Genomic DNA, 17,669 nt, shown 5'->3' with positions numbered 1-17,669 from the left:
AAGCAAAGTACCAGATCATCCTCTCTCATCTTTATCTCATTTCATTCAGGAATTGGGATTAAATCCCTCATACAATTTTTTTAAAATTTATGGTTTATCTCTGTATGAAATGCCTCTTTCTAAAGAAGCATTTTCTACTTTTAATTTTAATCCTTATTATTTTGGGTTTCTTTACTACCACACCTCAAATAATTTATAAAAAATAATCCGTATCCTGCTGTATTTTTGGAGAAACATGTTGCTTAACCCACTCCAGCCAAGTCCGCGTTTTGACATCGACAAAATCCCGTGACGGCAGCAAGGTATACACCCCAATATCGGGAGAACGCCACGCTGGTAAAATACGGCGTAATCGACCTGTGCGAATTGCATCGATGGAAGAAAAGGTAGGCAATAAGGCAATACCCATATCCTGCTGCACCACATCCAGTAGCAATTCAGGGGTATCGGCAATGAGTGGCCCATTGATATCAATCTGATACGAACAGCTATTTTCACTGGTCAGATGCCACTGCGGTGTAATCGAAGGATTGACCAGACGTAAGCAGGCATGTTGCTGCAAATCATCCAGTGATTGAGGTTCGCCATGCTTTTCCAGATAGGCAGGCGAAGCACATAACACCGAAAAAATCGTACCAATGCGACGCGCCACAAATCTCGAATCCGCCAGAGATTCAGTCAAGTAGAGACTGACATCAATGCCCTTACCCAATAGATCGGGTACATTTTGTGAGGTTCGATATTCAACTGTCAGGTCGGGATAGGTTTGACAGAACTCCGCCATCATCGGTGCCAGATAATGATGACCGAAACTCGCCATGCTCAGCACCCGTAACCGCCCTTGCGGCTTGGTGGCCATACCCATTGCCTGTGCTTCAGCCTCCTCCACCATGGCAAGCACCTGACGGCACTGCTCGGCATAGCTTTCACCAATCTCGGTCAAGGCGTGCTGGCGGGTGGATCGTTGTAGTAGTTTTGTACCTAAACGTCCTTCTAATTCGCTAATTAATCGCGAAACTTGCGCAGTTGTCAGTTCCATCTGTTCAGCGGCAGCCGTGAAACTCCCGCTATCAATCACTTTCAGGAAGGCATTCATGGCATGCAAGAGTCCACCATCAAGATTTTTGCGCATAACGTAAATATCTTTTTCTAAATTACGCATTGTTGCACCAGTTTGGATCAACCACAATGACATTAATGTACATACATTGATCAGCTCTTTTTCCAACCCGAACTGTTCAATCTTTTTTCTTATGATGTACTTACTCCAAATATTCAACCGGATGTTGAAAAAACAAGTAGTCAAAACTACGAAGAATTCTAAGGAGATATAAATGAATATAGCGACAAAAGTTACTCCAAAAATGATCGCTACTAAAGATGTATCACTGGACGATAAATATATCAGTGATCACGGTTCAGCCTATATGACAGGCATTCAGGCACTCGTTCGGTTACCTCTAGCACAGACTCGCCGTGATGAATTGAACGGATTGCACACTGCCGGCTTTATTTCAGGTTATCGCGGATCCCCGGTCGGTAACTATGACAATTTCCTTTGGCAAATTGGAGGCATACTTAAAGATCATCATGTCGTCTTTCAACCCGGTATCAATGAAGATTTAGCAGCAACCGCAATCTGGGGCACCCAGCAAGCCAATCTTGCAGGTCAGGGAAAATATGATGGCGTTACCTCCTGGTGGTATGGCAAAGGCCCTGGTGTAGACCGTTCCGGCGATGTATTACGTCATGCCAATCTGGCTGGAACGGCTGAACATGGTGGTGTAGTGGCTTTATTTGGTGATGACCATTCCTGTAAATCATCTACCGTTCCCCATCAATCTGAACATGTCATGATCGGTTGTGGCATTCCAATTTTCTATCCAACCTCTGTGCAACATATTCTTGATCTGGGTGTACATGCTGTCGCAATGTCACGTTTTGCTGGCCTATGGACTTCAATGAAACTGGTCAGTGAAATTGTAGAAACTTCGGCTTCCGTCAATGTGGATTTAGATCGGGTCATTCCCGTGATTCCAGAAGATGTGGACTTCCCTGCTGATGGTGTCAATATTCGCTGGCCTGATCATGGCATCCAGCAAGAACAGCGTCTGTATCAACATCGCTTACCCGCTGTGCTGGCCTATGCCCGCGCCAATCAGCTGAATCAGACCACCTGGCCGTGCGAAAATGCCCGTATCGGGATTGTGGCCAGCGGTAAGGGCTATCTCGACACCATTGAAGCCTTACGCATTCTAGGGATTGAGAACGAAACAGCACAACAGCTTGGGCTACGGGTCTATCAGGTTGGATTGATCTGGCCACTAGAGCCGCAAGGGATTCGTGAATTTGCCAAGGGCTTGCAAGAGCTGATTGTGGTGGAAGAAAAACGTCCTATTCTTGAATCACAAATCAAGGATGAACTGTATTCCCTGCCTGATCAGCAACGCCCACACGTCTTCGGAAAAGCAACTCATGGTAAAGGTGAATGGAGTACCTCCATTGAAGAAGCACCGCTGATTGGTCATTATGAGTTCCAACCTGAACCGATTGCCAAAATGCTGGCGGCACGTTTTCTGCAACTTGATTTACCGCAGAATTTAAGACAACAAATTCAGAATCGCATCGATTTATTGCAAAAAGCAGAACAAGAGTCCCGCCGTGTACTGGATCTGGCAGACCGCAAACCGTATTTCTGTAGCGGTTGTCCGCATAATACGTCCACGGTGGTTCCAGAAGGCAGTCGCGCCTTAGGCGGTATCGGTTGTCATTATATTGCGGTGTCACTGGATCGCGGAACGGAAACTTTCTCGCAAATGGGCGGTGAAGGCGTCAGTTGGGCCGGTGCCTCACATTTCACCAATGAAAAGCATATTTTTGCCAATCTCGGTGACGGCACCTATTTCCATTCAGGCTATCTGGCGATTCGACAAGCCATTGCAGCCAATATCAATATCACCTATAAAATCCTCTATAACGATGCGGTTGCGATGACCGGTGGTCAGCATGTCGATGGACATTTGAGTGTCGCCCAACTCACCCGTCAGCTGGATGCCGAAGGCATTAAAAAACAGGTCATCGTAACGGATGAGCCAGCGTTGATTCATGCAGAAGAACACCTTGCGCCAAATGTAGAAATCCGCCACCGCAATGATCTGGACGCGGTGCAACGTGAATTGCGTGATATTTCAGGTGTCACCGCTTTGGTCTATGTGCAAACCTGTGCCAGTGAAAAACGTCGTCGCCGTAAACGTGATATGTATCCGGACCCCGCTGAGCGTCTCTATATCAATAGCGATATCTGCGAAGGCTGCGGTGATTGCTCGAAAAAATCAAATTGCCTGTCGATTGAACCGGTCGAAACCGCGCTGGGCACCAAACGTCAAATTAACCAGAGCAGTTGTAATAAGGATTTCACTTGTGTCGAAGGCTTCTGTCCAAGTTTTGTGACTGTACATACCCGTGATATGAAACGTCCCGACAAGTTTGAAGGTTTTGCCCCAGGCTGGCCTGAACGACCAATTCTTCCTCAACTCGATCGTACACCAAGCCGGATCATGGTCGGTGGCGTAGGTGGTACCGGTGTAGTCACCGTCGGCGCATTATTGGGAATGGCCGCGCATCTGGAAGGTAAAGCAGCACGTGTCATGGACATGGCTGGACTGGCACAAAAAGGCGGTACGGTGTATTCCTACGTACAGCTAGCCTCAGATGATGAACAAATTTCTGCAACCAAAATTCCCGCCGGTCAATGTGATCTTCTGATTGGTGCCGATGCGGTAGTGGCAGGCAGTAATGCCGCCCTGTCACGTTTAAAACCGGATGCGATGGTGATCGTCAATGAAGATGGTTCCCCAACCTCTGACTTTATCAATAAACGTGACTGGTTTGCGCCGATTACGGATTTGATCAATCGTCTGCGTGGTCGTGTTGATCAGGGCAAACTGGTGTCTTTACCAGCTGCACGTATTGCGACACAGGTCTTGGGCGATGCCATCTTTGCCAACCAGCTCTTGCTGGGAATGGCATGGCAATCGGGGCAGATTCCATTACTGCGTGAGAGCATTGAAAAAGCCATTCAACTGAACGGTACGGCAGTCGAGAAGAATCTGGAAGCATTCCGCGTTGGTTGCCATCTCGCCAGCGATCCAGATCTGGCCAAGCGATTACTGGATAGCTTACCTAAACAGCATGTGCCACAAACACTGCCAGAACTGATTGATGATCGTTCGGTCCGTTTGCAAGACTACTGGAATGATGCGTACGCCAATACATACCGAAATATTGCAGAACAGGCCGCGAAGGTGTTACCGGAAGAACTGGCCAGCACGATTGCCACACAGCTTTATCGGGTCATGGCCTATAAAGATGAATATGAAGTAGCGCGCCTGCTCACAGGAGCCAGCTTTAAAAAATCAATCGAATCACAATTCGGACGTGGGGTACGTTTATCCTATCACCTTGCCCCACCGACACTGGGCACCAACGTCCGCAAACACATTTTTGGTTACTGGATGCGCTTCCCGATGATGTTACTCGCCCGCTTACAATGGCTGCGTGAAACCTTCCTTGACCCATTTGCACGTCAGGAAGAACGCCAACATGAGCATGCATGGCGTGATCGCTACATTGACTTTGTAAAAGCACTGGTTGCAGCACCACAACAGTATGATTTGACGGTGGCTGCACAGATTGCCGAGCTTCCAGCAGAAGTACGTGGCTTTGGCCATGTTAAAATGCAGGCGATGCAATCTGCAAATCAACGCTGGGATGAGCTATCAACTCAGCTGAATAACAACACTTAAAAACAATTAAATCACTGGCTGAGTCAGTCCCATCAAAAGGGAGTGGCTCAGCTAGCCGATTCAAAATCAATTGCAATAAATGATCATCCACACAAATAGCCGTTTCCCCGATTTAATAGCCTTTGAAGGTATCCACCTGATTCAACAAAGCTTGGCCCTGCATCACCCGTTGATCATTTTCCAAAATCTGATTCACTACAATTGACCAGGGTGCATGTGAAGCAACATGCGGCGTGATCACCACTTTTTCATGTTGCCAAAGTGGATGATGTTCAGCCAAGGGCTCTTTGCTAAAAACATCCAGAATCGCGCCACGTAAACGTCCAGAATCCAGATAAATTAATAAATCCTGCTCAACCAGATGCTGACCACGACCACAATTAATGATACAGGCCTGCTCAGGAAGCTGGTCAAATAAAGATTTTGATAAAATCCCCTGTTTACTTTCCGTAAGTGGCAATAAGTTAATCAGAATTTCAGCCTGTGCTAAAAACTGATGAAAATCTTCAGCGCCGGCATAGCATGTGACCTGTGCAATCTGTTTAGGACTACGAGACCAGCCAGCAACCTGATAACCCAGTGCGGCAAACTGTTTCGCCATATAGGCACCCATTTGGCCGAGCCCCATAATTCCGATTTTTACTTCAGCATGCGCGCGTTGCGGGTATTGTCGCCAGCGTTGTTGCTGCTTTTGTGCAAAGGCCTGATCAAAAAACCGTTGATAATATAAAACACCCCATTGCAGATAATCGAACATCCCATGTTGATGGAGCTGATCGACCACCCGACATACTTTATATTGTGACCCAATTCTTTGTAGATTCAGGTGCTCAACGCCAGCAGCCATTGAATGAATCAGTTTTAATTCAGGTAACTTCTCCAGATGATCCAGATCGGGAAACCATGAAACTGCCGTGGTGGCAAATTGAGCCTGCTCACTGTCTGCCAAACAGTACGAACCTGGTGGAGCATATTGTAAAAATGCATCTTCAAGCCATTTTTGAACCTTGGGCACCGTGGTTGCAATTACAATCATGTACAGTATTCCTCACGCTGCTGTTCAATCAATGACAAGGCGGCGTTCCAGGCATTTAGAATAATTTTTTCAACACCGTTAGATTCGAACTGCTGGGTTGTATGTTCACACACCGCTTCGGAAGGAAAATGTAATTCCGCCCCACCCGCAAGCGCCTTGATCTGGGCCTGACATGCTCGCTCTAAAAAATAAATTTCATGAAAAGCACGCTGCACACTATCCCCTGTTGCCAGCAAGCCATGATTTCTTAAAATCATGACACGATGATTGCCCAGATCCTGAACCAGCCGTACTCTTTCCTCAGTCGATAGTGCGACACCTTCATACTGGTGATAACTGACTTTTTTATAAAATTTCAGTGCGTGTTGTGAGATGGGCAACAAACCCTGCTGCTGTGCTGAAACTGCAATTCCATCGGCAGTGTGGGTATGAATGACACAGTGAATATCTTCACGCGCAGCATGCAATGCGGAATGGATGACAAAACCGGCGACATTGACTGTTTTACCTTGATCATAATCTTCTACGATATTGCCTGCACCATCAATTTTCACCAGATCCGAGGCTTTCATTTTTTCAAATGGAATGCCATAGTGATTAATCAGAAAATGCCCCTTCTCATCAGGTACACGCAGACTAATATGGGTATCGATCAGATCCGTCATCCGATAATAGGCAATCAATCGATATAAAGCCGCTAACTGACAACGCGCGTCCCATTCGGTTGTCGAAACCATGTCTTTTAAACTCATGTTATCTCCCTATTTAAGTGCTTCCGATAGCAAATAGTCTTTTTCATTTTTAGATGTAAAGGCCATGCATAGTCAATGCATCTAGTTAAAGTCAGGTTTCCTCTTTTGCATAAATGCGGCCACACCTTCTTTATAATTGTCTGATTGTCCTGCGATACGCTGAAATTCGCGCTCCAGTTGCAACTGCTCAGCAAGCGTGTTGTCTGCAGCATGATTTAACGCTTTTTTTATCAATGCAATTGAACTACCGGGACGTTCGGCCAACTGTTCAGCCAATGCGGTGACATTTGCTTCGAACAGCTCATCTTCATAGACCTCCCAGATTAACCCCCAATCCAGGGCTTGCTTGGCAGAAAGCTTTTCTCCCAGCATGGTCAGCCCTTTGGCACGAGCCAAACCGACCAGTTGCGGTAAATTCCATGTTCCCCCCGCATCAGGGATCAGGCCAACCTTGCAAAAAGACTGTATAAAGACAGCAGACTGTTTAGCCACCACCAAATCACAGGCCAATGCCAGATTGGCACCTGCGCCGGCAGCGACGCCATTTACCGCAGCGATGACGGGTTTAGTCATGTCTGTAATTTTAAGTACCAGCGGATTATAGAGTTTTTCTAAAGCTGCGCCTGCATCATAATCCGGCGCAGCAATAACATCCATCCCCCGTGATCTTAGATCCTGTCCAGCACAAAAACCTTTGCCTGCGCCAGAGATGACTACCACTTTGATTTCCTTGGAAACTGCCCACAGATCTAAGGCTGCTGCAATTTCACGATGCATGTGTTCATTGAAACTATTCAGCACTTCTGGACGATTCAGCGTCAAATAACCGATACGATTGTGTTGACGAAGCAAAATATGTTCAAATTCCATTTCTGTTTAGACTCCTAAATAAATCCAGACCGTTCCACACAGACTTAGAATGCAAAAGCCGCTGCATCCAGTTCCATCACAGCCTCAGCTCCAGATGCAATAGCAGCGGCATGTGCTTGGGTACGATGTAATAATTTCTGAAAGAAGAACTTGGCTGTCGTGAGTTTGGCCTGATAGAACTTTTCTTCTGTCGTTCCTGTAAGCAACTGTTCTTGAGCAACCTGAGCCATCCGTGCCCAAAGATAGGCAAAGACCACATAGCTGGAAAAATAGAGATAATCGACCGAAGCCGCACCAATTTCTTCTGGGTTTTGCTTGGCTTTTTGTGCAATATCGCGGGTCAGCGATAACCATTGCTGCTTCAGTTCAGTGAGTTTTTCCCCGTAAACTGACAGGGTTGTATTGGACTGATGCTCAATAATCCACTGCTCAATTAAATCGGTCATGTTTTTTAACAGTTTGCCTTCGGACTTCAATACTTTCCGTGCCAGTAAATCTAAAGACTGGATTTCAGTAGTGCCTTCATACAAGGTAGATATCCTTGCATCACGCACAATCTGCTCCATGCCATGCTCAACAATAAATCCATGCCCGCCAAAGATCTGCATGCCATGCTTGGCAGACTCATTTCCCGATTCAGTCAGGAAAGCCTTGGCAATAGGCGTTAGCAAGGCCAGTAAATGATCTGATTTTTCACACTGTTCCGGGTCATTGGAACTTTCCACAATATCGACATGCTGCGCCAGAAAATAAGCCAACGCCCTCCCTCCTTCAGAGAAAGCTTTTTGGGTCATTAACATGCTGCGAACAGCAGGATGGACAATAATTGGATCTGCATTTTGATCCGGGCATTTTGCACCCGCTAAAGAACGCATGGCCAAACGATCTTTGGCGTAGGCTAAAGCACCCTGGAAAGAAATCTCGGATGCAGCCAGTCCTTGCACAGCCGTGCCAATGCGGGCGGTATTCATAAAGGTAAACATACAGTTTAGCCCACGGTTTTCAGGGCCAATCAGATAACCTTTTGCAGCATCAAAATTTAAAACGCAGGTGGCATTGCCATGAATTCCCATCTTATGTTCAATCGCGCTACATATCACATTGTTTCGGCCTTGTAGATTTCCCTGATCATCAACATTCATTTTAGGCACAATAAACAGCGAAATTCCTTTGGTACCCGCAGGAGCATCGGGTAAACGTGCCAACACAATATGGATAATATTTTCAGAAAGATCATGTTCCCCTGCAGAAATAAAAATCTTTTCCCCCGTGATGGCATAACTTCCATCTGGATTGGGTAGCGCTTTGGTCCGAATTAGCCCCAGGTCAGACCCTGCATGCGACTCTGTCAAACACATGGTGCCGGTCCAGACACCTGTGATTAACTTGGTTAAAAATAGCTGTTTCTGCTGTTCAGTGCCGTGATGCTCAATGGTGCGCATCGCGCCATGGGATAAACCCGGATACATCGCCCACGCCCAGTTCGAGCCACACAACATTTCTGAAATCGCGATACGCAGCAGTGTCGGTAAACCTTGACCGCCATATTCAGGATCGGCTGTGAGTGAAGTAAAACCGAGTTCCACATATTTATCATAAGCTTCTTTAAAGCCTTTCGGGGTGGTGACTACCCCTTGGTTTAAATGACAACCTTCCTGATCGCCATTTTGATTCATCGGTGCCAACTCATTTTCACAAAAATCTGCTGCAGCCTCTAAATATTGATCCACCAGTTCACGACTGACGACATCCTGATATTTAGATAATTTTTGGTAGTTTTGTTCGGTTTGAAGCAATTCATGCAGCACAAATTGCATATCGCGTTGAGGAGCTTTGTATAAAGGCATGGTTTTTTCCTTATCTATCTTTCACCAAGATGCAATCAAGCGATAATCCTGAATGAACTTTTCTTATTCCTGACTTTAAAAATATCAAATAAATTTCTTATTGCAAAATTTATTTTCATTTTAATAGCTTTAATTTTGTAAAACCACTTCCAGATTCACATTAAAAAAACCGTAAGACACTGTATACATATAAAAATATAAATCTAAAATGCATTTCCATAAAAAATAAAGCGAAAAATAAAATTTTGTTTTACGAAATTATATTCCGTAAAAAATTAAATTATAGTATGTTGATGAGATTGCTTAGACTTGCAAGGATGATTTATGGATAACCCGAAATATACTGGTCTTGAATTCTTAACTGCTTTAAAAAATGGTGAGGTCTCTGCTTCTCCCATGGCTCACACCATTCCCATGGAACTGGTCGAAGTCTCAAAAGGAAAAGCGACTTATAAAGTGACCCCTGGACAACAACATCGAAATATACAGGGTGGTGTGCATGGCGGCTTTTGTGCAACAGCGCTGGATACTGTCACCGGGAGTGCAGCACATACCTTACTTGAACATGGCGTTGGCTATGGAACCATTGATTTAAATGTAAAAATGATTCGTCCTATGCAAGTTGATAGTATTTATTACGCGCAGGCCGAATTGATTAATGCCGGACGAAATATCATTACGACTGAAGGTAGAATTGTCGATGAGAATGGAAAAGTGTATGCATTTGCTGCTGCGACTTTAATGATTATTCGCAAGGCCTAGAAAGAAAGCGCCTCTTTATGAGGCTTGCTTCTCCAGCTCAGCATTCTTTACTGCACGAAAATCCAGACGATCAATCATAAAACTGATCACAGCCATGCTAAGCCCCAAAGCTACACAGGCCGGCCATCCCCAATGTTTCCATGCATACACAGCAATGAAGGAACCTAATGCTGCGCCACCAAAATACAGGGTCATATAAATCGAGTTAATACGGGAACGTGCTTCTGCGGAAATCCGGTACACCAGATTTTGATTTAAAACATGAAAGGCAGACAAACCAAAGTAAGCCAGAATAACCCCGATGGCATAGGCAAATAATGACTGCTGAGCAAAATACAGCGGTATCCAGGCGATTATCAGTAACCACATACAGATCAGCGCAACCCGATTTTCCCCACCTGCTGCAATCTGCTTTCCCGCCCACGGCGTTGCAAAAACCCCTGCCAGTCCAACGATACCAAATAGACCAATCTGGAAGTCATTAAAGTGGTATGGCGCATTGGCGAGAATAAAGGTCATGGTGGTAAAAATAAGTGCCAAAATACCGAAGCCAATTCCGCCCGCCAGACCACGACGGAGTAAATGGGGTTGATGTGTCGCCAAAGAAAATAAAGAACGATAAATTTGTAGAACCGTTAATTGATGAGATTTTCGGGCATCGGGTAACTTTAACCACATCACTGCTGCAAACGCTAAAATCAACAAACCACTTAATAAATAGACAGCATGCCACGACCAGATTGTAGATAATAACCCTGCAACTGATCTGGCCAGTAAAATTCCAAGAAATAAACCGCTCATTAAGGTCCCTACAATTTGCGGGCTTTTTTCAGGTCTCGCCAATCCTGAGGCAAATGGGACCAACACCTGTGTTGCGATCGAAAAGAAAGTCGCTAAAAAGGTGAACCCATACAGTACCGGCAAGGACTGGCTAAACGACAAGCCTACTTGGGCAAATCCGGTGCAGCACATCAACACACAGATATAGCGCCGCTTTTCAAAAAAATCCCCAAGCGGAACCAAAATAAAAAGACCAACTGCATAAGACAGTTGGCCAATGACGATGGTAAAAGCCACCTGCTCTGCATTCACCTGCAAGGCTTGAGCAATTGAATAAATCAGAGGCTGGTTATAATAGTTCGACCCTGCACAAAGGCCACATGTCACTGCCATGATGAAAATAAAACTTTTTGACAATAGCGTGTCTGTGTCGGGCCGAATCATTTTTTCCATTTAGCCTGTCCTATTTTTAAAACTTGTACATCGATACAAAGTTAAGACGAGATACATCCGCTGTTCTGCCATCAAATACTTCACGTTTGCCCTGATGATATTCGAGCCCGATATCAATTTGCTCAGCTGGTGAATAAAAGATATTGGCAGCATAATCGGTTAAACGTTTATTCGCATCCTGATTCAGCTTGGCATATTCAGTATTGTCATCATATTCAAATAAAGAAGCAGATAGATTGCTACGCCACTGATCATTGAATTTATACGAATAACCAATATTAAAGCTATGCAGTTTATTCATCAGCAAATCGGTTTTATCCTGATCTAAAGAGAAATCACCTGCCGCATTCAATGCAGTTGCATTTGCCAAACCACTTTGCGTGGTATAAGGCATGAACTTCTGATCCCCTACAATATATTGATAATTCGCCTGAACAGATTGTTGCGGATCAAATTGGTATTTTAATCCTGTTCCAGCGCCCCAACTGACTTTCTTGACCGTATCTTTGGCTACATCGACTGATTTTTCGTTCAAGAAACCTTGCGCCAATGCAGTCAGAGGGCCTTGCTTAAAGGTATATCGCCCCGTCAATGAAGGAAAAGCGGAAACCCGTGACCCGGTATGTTCCAAAGCAACTTTCAGGTCGTGATTCTGATCAATTTTCCAGTCATAACGCACTTGTGGCGTACGGGTATAAGACGTCCCCATAAACTGAGTATAATCCACGGATTCGGTTCGGGTTTCCATATTGGACATCAATGACCAGGTTTGACCAAAGGTCCAGTCTTTATAGGTAAAATAGGCATGGCGAATACGGAACTTGCCATCTCCCGTTCCCATATTGGAACTGTCAAAGAAATCAGCTTCGACATTACCTGTGACCGTCTTGTCCGGACTATTGAAATACACTCCCAGTCGGCTGGCATTAATACTTGCATCGGAACGGGAATGATTCGCGCGTTTATCATTTTCAAATGGAGTCCGATAAATACTGCTGGTGGTTCTTCCGCCTGAATCGGGTGAGGATTTAAAATCAACTGCAGCATCCAGCCGGGCGATTCCATACACCTTTACATTATCGGTCCAGGTCACCCATGACGGCGCAATCGGCTTTACCGTCTCGGCAGTGATATTTTTTTCTACATTTTCTTCAATTTTTGCCTGTTTAACCTGCAAATTATTTTGCGTCTGCTTTTGTGCTTGCAGCTCTGCCTTTAATTTTTGCAATTCGGTTTCTAACAGATTGATCCTTTGTTCTGTCGTGGTTGCCGTATTGGCAAAAATAGTCCCTGAAGCCACAGCACATGCTGTCGCTAAAATGAGTTTTTTCATCTTTTAATCCTTTAAGATAGTTGTTTCCGTGTGCTTCAGTTAAGCCACTCGCGCATCAATCAATGGACAGGCTGTCAGCGCCTGTAATTGTTCAAAACTTAAACCTGATACCATTTCCTTGACATAGGCTTGCTGATCTTTGAGCTCAATAATGCATAAATCGGTGTAAATACGGTCGACACATTGCTCGCCAGTGATGGGATATGTGAGTGCTTCAACAATTTTTGCCTCACCTTTTTTAGTCACATGTTCCATATACACATAAATACTTTTAGCGCCCACCGCTAAATCCATTGCCCCACCTACAGCAGGTACATCATCAGCTTTGCCGGTGTGCCAGTTGGCTAAATCCCCATTGACCGCAACCTGAAAGGCACCAATGACACAAATATCCAGATGCCCGCCACGCATGATGTCGAACGAATCACCATGATGCATAAAACAGCCTCCATCCAGCAAGGTCACCAACTCCTTGCCAGCATTGACCAGATCCTCATCTTCTTCCCCGGGTTGTGGAGGTGGCCCAAAAGCCAGAACACCATTTTCAGAATGCAGGAATATCTCCTTATCCTTAGGCAGATACTTGGCGACATTGGTGGGAAGGCCAATGCCCAGATTGACATATGCACCTTCAGGAATATCCTGCGCAATCAACATGGCAATCTCTTCACGAGAGCGTTTTTGAACTGACATTAGATATCTCCTACTTTCACAACATGTTGTACAAAGATTCCCGGGGTAATAATGCACTCTGGATCGAGTGTTCCTATCTCAACCGTATCGTTAACCTGAACAATGGTGGTTTTTGCAGCCTTGGCCATAATCGGCCCAAAGTTTCGTGCCGCCTTGCGGTAGGTTAAATTGCCCCAGCGATCGGCTTTATCAGCATAAATCAGGGCAAAATCAGCATCAATCGGATATTCAAGTACATAGTTTTTACCGTTAATGCTGCGGGTTTCTTTGCCTTCAGCAATTTTGGTTCCATAACCTGTCGGGGTAAAAACCGCCCCCAAACCAGCACCTGCAGCCTGAATACGACATGCCAGATTGCCTTGGGGTACCAGTTCCAACTCGATTTTTCCTGCGCGATATAAGTCCTGGAATACTGTTGACCCTGCTGACTTTGGAAATGAGCTGATCATCTTCTTTACACATCCGGCGATGATCAATTTCGTTAAGCCCCGATCACCGGAAGCCGCATTGTTATTGACAATGGTCAGCTCTTTTTTTCCCAGATCAATTAAGGCTTCGATAAGCTCTGCAGGTTGACCAGTAACCCCAAAGCCACTGGTCATGATGGTTGCACCATCTGGAATTGCTTTTAAAATCGGTTCGATATTCGCTGTGATTTTATTTATCATTTCATTAATCCCTTTTCATCCTTCAATTGAAGTAACAGCGCAAGCCATTACTCTGCTTTTTGCGGGTTAAATAGTCGGTCTTTAATAAATAACAATGGAATTACGCCGCAGATAAAGTAAGCACCCGCCATCACTAATAGACCTAAACCAATCGAGCCATTTTGAGATAGAAAACCAATTGTTAATGGAGAGAAAATAGAAAGTACTTTACCAATGTTATAAGCGCCACCCACTGCCGAGCCCCGAATAGAGGTCGGGAAACTTTCTGTCATATAGGTGGCATTAATTGCGTAAGGAATACCGTAAAGGAAACCGAAGAACAGCATCATCCATAAAATATTCGTTGGTGTATTTAAGTAGACAATGACTGGAATAAATAAGGCTGTGCCAATGGTTCCAAAAGCAAATACAGCACGACGTCCTAATTTATCGGCAATAATTCCTGCAATCACTTTGGCAAACATCATAATCAGGAAAGTACCGACCATATACATGGCCATTTCTTTAAACTTGATGCCAAGATCAGACTCTAAATAAGCCGGTAACCAATTACTTACCCCGTAATAACCGAACTGCAATGCACCTGTACTAATAATCCAAAGTACAAACATGGTGCCGTGTTTCTTATCTCTTAAAATTTCAAGATATGGGTTTTGACGTTTTTTAGGTTGGTTACTTTGAGCGACTTCTAGCGCTTTTAATTGACGTGCTTTTTTCCAAGACTCAGGTTCAGGTACACAAAAGTGCATTAAAATTGATAACACCACAGGCGTAATTGCAATCCAATAAAGGAAGCGCCAGCCATGTTCAGGAATAATATGACCCGCTAATAAAGTCGCTAACAAAGAACCTAAGGTATAGCCCGTCATGAGAGTAGCCAAAACAGTCGAGCGATGTTTGGTTGGCACCATTTCTGACATTAAAATATTACAGGCAATATAGAGCGCACCTAAGCCCATCGCCCCAAAAGTTCTTAAAACTGCAAATTGCAGATAAGAATCAGTAAAACCCAGCGCACTAGTTAAAACTGAAGAATAAGCAATAAAGAATACAATGATGCGGACCCGACCAAAGCGGTCACAGGCCCAACCACCAATCAGGCCACCAATTGCTGAACCTAAAAGTGTTAAACTGCCTAATGTTCCAGCTTGTACACCCGTTAAATGAAATTCTGTTTTAAGACTGGTCAGGCTCAATGCCAAAAAACCCAAATCTGCCCCGTCACATAACAATGTTAAAAAAGCGAATATAAATGCGGTAATCCAAATCTTTTTAGGTGTTTGAATCGCTTCCCCGCGATCAATTTTTTGTGTAGCTGTATCTGTTGTCATGTCCATATCCTCAGCAAGAATATGAGGCATCCCCTGCCTCATGGCACTTGATTTTTTATTAGGTCGTCGCTTCCCGAATCATGTTTTTTGCAATAATTAATTGTTGAACCTGCGTCGTTCCTTCATATAAACGGAACAGGCGTACATCGCGGTAAAAACGCTCAATTGCATATTCACTGATATAACCCGCACCTCCATGAATCTGTACACAGCGATCAGCCACGCGCCCACACATTTCAGTGGCGAACATTTTTGCGCAAGATGCTTCTGTACTAATGTTTTCGCCATTATCTCGGCGGCGAGCTGCATCCAGCACCATACATTTGGCTGCATAAATCTCGGCTTTTGAGTCGGCCAACATGGCTTGGATTAACTGGAAGTTTGCAATAGGTTGACCGAACTGCTTACGTTCGATGGCATATCGTAGTGCATCGTCTAGCATACGTTCTGCCACACCCACACTGTACGCGCCAATATGTAGTCGACCTTTGTCCAGAACTTTCATGGCGGTCTTAAAACCAACGCCTTCGACGCCACCAATCAGTGCAGTGGCTGGTACACGACAATTTTCAAAAATCACATCACAGGTATGAGAACCTTTTTGCCCCATTTTCTGATCGATTTTGCCCAGACTAATGCCTGGTGTATTTGCTTCAACCAAAAAAGCAGAAATACCACTGGCACCTTTAATGTCAGTATTGGTGCGGGCCATAACGGTAAACGTCGCCGCATGGGGTGCATTGGTAATAAAACGTTTGGTGCCATTTAGAATATAAAAGTCACCGTCTTTGACTGCACTGGTTTTTAAAGAAGCAGCATCTGAACCGGCTTCAGGTTCAGTCAGACAAAATGAACCAATAATTTCACCGCTGGCATAGCGTGGCAGATACTTTTGCTTCTGTTCTTCTGTACCATCAATCAGAATCGCGCTGGAACCAATGCCATTATTGGTCCCAATCAAGGACCGAAATGCAGGTGAGGTTTGTCCGAGTTCAAATGCAACATTGACCTCCTCTTCCATGGTGATTCCTAAGCCGCCATATTCCTCCGGAATCGTGAGTCCGAATAAACCCAACTCACGCATTTGCTGGACAATGTCATCAGGAATCTTGTCCTGCTCAGCAACTTCATGCTCACGCGGAATCAATTCATTTTTTACAAAGTCGCGAATTGTTGTAAGCAACTGCTGCAACATCCCTTCATCACGGATCATCTGTGATCTCCCTTTTTATGTACTTGCATCGTATTCCTCAGCTACTTCCCAGCTGATTGCAGAGACGATGTTTTAAATCTTGTTTACTGTGGATGTGTTTCATAGTACGAGAATAAAAACCTAAATTTCAAGTTTTTTTGGAAATTAATTTCGTTAAACGAAATTTAAAAATCAGCCAGTACTAAATATCAAATACTTATGTGAATAAAACCCTAAAACACAGCGGAGACAAATAAAAAATGCTTGAAATAAATTTCAAAATAAGCATGATTAAAACAATATAGTTTTGATCTGCGAAACAAGGAATTCAAAAATGAGCAAAATAACAGGGAATAATTTCATTGAGCTTGATTATTCCACTCCGCAAGTGGCGATTGTCAAAATTAATCGTCCCGATGCCAAAAATGCACTGAATACAGAAGTCCGCAAGCAACTGGCTCAGGCGTTCACCGAGTTAAGTTTCAATGATGATATTCATGCCATTGTGCTGACAGGGGGTGAAGAAGTGTTTGCTGCGGGCGCAGATCTCAAAGAAATGGCAACAGCCACATCAACTGAAATGTTACTTCGCCATACCGAGCGCTACTGGAATGCAATTGCCCAATGTCCGAAACCTGTGATTGCTGCGGTAAATGGTTATGCGCTTGGTGGTGGCTGTGAACTGGCGATGCACGCCGATATTATTATCGCGGGTAAAAACGCAACCTTTGGTCAACCCGAAATTAAAGTGGGCTTAATGCCAGGTGCAGGTGGTACCCAACGTTTGTTTCGTGCTGTAGGGAAATTTCATGCCATGCGCATGATTATGACAGGTGCAATGGTCAAGGCAGAAGAAGCTTATATCATTGGTCTGGTTTCTCAGGTCACTGAAGATGACCAGACCATTGCAACAGCGATCCAGATGGCACAAAGTCTGGCAAAAATGCCCCCAATTGCCTTACAACAAATCAAGGAAGTCGCCTTGATGAGTGAAGATATTCCGCTGAATGCCGGACTGGCACTCGAACGTAAATCATTCCAGCTATTGTTTTCAACTGAAGATAAAAACGAAGGTATTCAAGCTTTTATTGAAAAACGTAAACCTTCTTATCAAGGTAAATAATTTAAAACGATAATCACAAAGGAA

Annotated in this window: 14 protein-coding genes; 3 read left to right on the top strand and 11 right to left on the bottom strand. The window is 44.5% G+C overall.

All coding sequences use genetic code 11. The features are described from left to right. Nucleotides 1-193: 193 nt before the first annotated feature. Nucleotides 194-1,132, bottom strand: coding sequence for a LysR family transcriptional regulator (locus IEV39_RS02830; protein ID WP_032883264.1), 939 nt, complete (start codon nucleotides 1,130-1,132; stop codon nucleotides 194-196). Between the two features lie 202 nt (nucleotides 1,133-1,334). On the opposite strand from IEV39_RS02830, the gene IEV39_RS02825 reads away from it, so the two are divergent. Further along, nucleotides 1,335-4,805, top strand: a complete 3,471-nt coding sequence (locus IEV39_RS02825) for an indolepyruvate ferredoxin oxidoreductase family protein (protein WP_005287048.1) — start codon at nucleotides 1,335-1,337, stop codon at nucleotides 4,803-4,805. A gap of 112 nt (nucleotides 4,806-4,917) precedes the next feature. Here the strand turns inward: IEV39_RS02825 and IEV39_RS02820 are convergent, their stop codons facing one another. From IEV39_RS02820 to IEV39_RS02805, 4 genes are all read right to left on the bottom strand, one after another. Further along, nucleotides 4,918-5,841: a 2-hydroxyacid dehydrogenase gene (locus tag IEV39_RS02820; protein ID WP_005287051.1), complete on the bottom strand. Its 924-nt coding sequence runs from the start codon at nucleotides 5,839-5,841 to the stop codon at nucleotides 4,918-4,920. Continuing rightward, nucleotides 5,838-6,593: a class II aldolase/adducin family protein gene (locus tag IEV39_RS02815; RefSeq protein ID WP_005287054.1), complete on the bottom strand. Its 756-nt coding sequence runs from the start codon at nucleotides 6,591-6,593 to the stop codon at nucleotides 5,838-5,840. The genes IEV39_RS02820 and IEV39_RS02815 overlap by 4 nt, the downstream gene beginning before the upstream one ends. Before the next feature lie 81 nt (nucleotides 6,594-6,674). After that, a complete protein-coding gene (gene paaG / locus IEV39_RS02810; protein WP_005287057.1) occupies nucleotides 6,675-7,463 on the bottom strand; it encodes a 2-(1,2-epoxy-1,2-dihydrophenyl)acetyl-CoA isomerase PaaG in 789 nt (262 codons plus the stop codon). A 44-nt stretch (nucleotides 7,464-7,507) separates the two neighbouring features. Continuing rightward, the gene (locus IEV39_RS02805) at nucleotides 7,508-9,310 is read right to left on the bottom strand and encodes an acyl-CoA dehydrogenase C-terminal domain-containing protein (protein WP_005287060.1); all 1,803 of its coding nucleotides are present in this window, start codon (nucleotides 9,308-9,310) and stop codon (nucleotides 7,508-7,510) included. A 324-nt stretch (nucleotides 9,311-9,634) separates the two neighbouring features. On the opposite strand from IEV39_RS02805, the gene IEV39_RS02800 reads away from it, so the two are divergent. Next, nucleotides 9,635-10,072: a PaaI family thioesterase gene (locus IEV39_RS02800; protein WP_005287063.1), complete on the top strand. Its 438-nt coding sequence runs from the start codon at nucleotides 9,635-9,637 to the stop codon at nucleotides 10,070-10,072. A 15-nt stretch (nucleotides 10,073-10,087) separates the two neighbouring features. Here IEV39_RS02800 and IEV39_RS02795 read toward each other — a convergent pair whose 3' ends face one another. Genes IEV39_RS02795 through IEV39_RS02770 form a run of 6 tightly spaced genes read right to left on the bottom strand, consistent with a single transcriptional unit; the run spans nucleotide 10,088 to nucleotide 16,543 of the window. Next, nucleotides 10,088-11,305, bottom strand: coding sequence for an MFS transporter (locus tag IEV39_RS02795; protein ID WP_005287064.1), 1,218 nt, complete (start codon nucleotides 11,303-11,305; stop codon nucleotides 10,088-10,090). Nucleotides 11,306-11,321: 16 nt separating this feature from the next. Then, nucleotides 11,322-12,638 carry an outer membrane trimeric porin-like protein DcaP gene (dcaP, locus tag IEV39_RS02790; protein WP_005287067.1) on the bottom strand — a complete coding sequence of 439 codons (1,317 nt, stop codon included), beginning with the start codon at nucleotides 12,636-12,638 and terminating at the stop codon, nucleotides 11,322-11,324. Nucleotides 12,639-12,677: 39 nt separating this feature from the next. After that, nucleotides 12,678-13,331: a 3-oxoacid CoA-transferase subunit B gene (locus tag IEV39_RS02785; RefSeq protein ID WP_005287070.1), complete on the bottom strand. Its 654-nt coding sequence runs from the start codon at nucleotides 13,329-13,331 to the stop codon at nucleotides 12,678-12,680. Next, a complete protein-coding gene (locus IEV39_RS02780; RefSeq protein ID WP_005287073.1) occupies nucleotides 13,331-13,999 on the bottom strand; it encodes a 3-oxoacid CoA-transferase subunit A in 669 nt (222 codons plus the stop codon). The genes IEV39_RS02785 and IEV39_RS02780 overlap by 1 nt, the downstream gene beginning before the upstream one ends. Nucleotides 14,000-14,046: 47 nt before the next feature. After that, nucleotides 14,047-15,330, bottom strand: coding sequence for an MFS transporter (locus IEV39_RS02775; RefSeq protein WP_195805477.1), 1,284 nt, complete (start codon nucleotides 15,328-15,330; stop codon nucleotides 14,047-14,049). A gap of 58 nt (nucleotides 15,331-15,388) precedes the next feature. Then, nucleotides 15,389-16,543, bottom strand: a complete 1,155-nt coding sequence (locus IEV39_RS02770) for an acyl-CoA dehydrogenase family protein (RefSeq protein ID WP_005287078.1) — start codon at nucleotides 16,541-16,543, stop codon at nucleotides 15,389-15,391. Nucleotides 16,544-16,856: 313 nt separating this feature from the next. Between IEV39_RS02770 and IEV39_RS02765 the strand changes: the two genes are divergently transcribed. Further along, nucleotides 16,857-17,645, top strand: a complete 789-nt coding sequence (locus IEV39_RS02765; protein WP_005287081.1) for an enoyl-CoA hydratase — start codon at nucleotides 16,857-16,859, stop codon at nucleotides 17,643-17,645. Nucleotides 17,646-17,669: the final 24 nt, after the last annotated feature.

This window comes from Acinetobacter courvalinii, assembly GCF_014635545.1.
Classification (GTDB): Bacteria; Pseudomonadota; Gammaproteobacteria; order Pseudomonadales; family Moraxellaceae; genus Acinetobacter; species Acinetobacter courvalinii.
The sequence above is the reverse complement of the archived record's forward strand: the minus strand, read 5'-3'. Positions and strand labels throughout refer to the sequence as shown.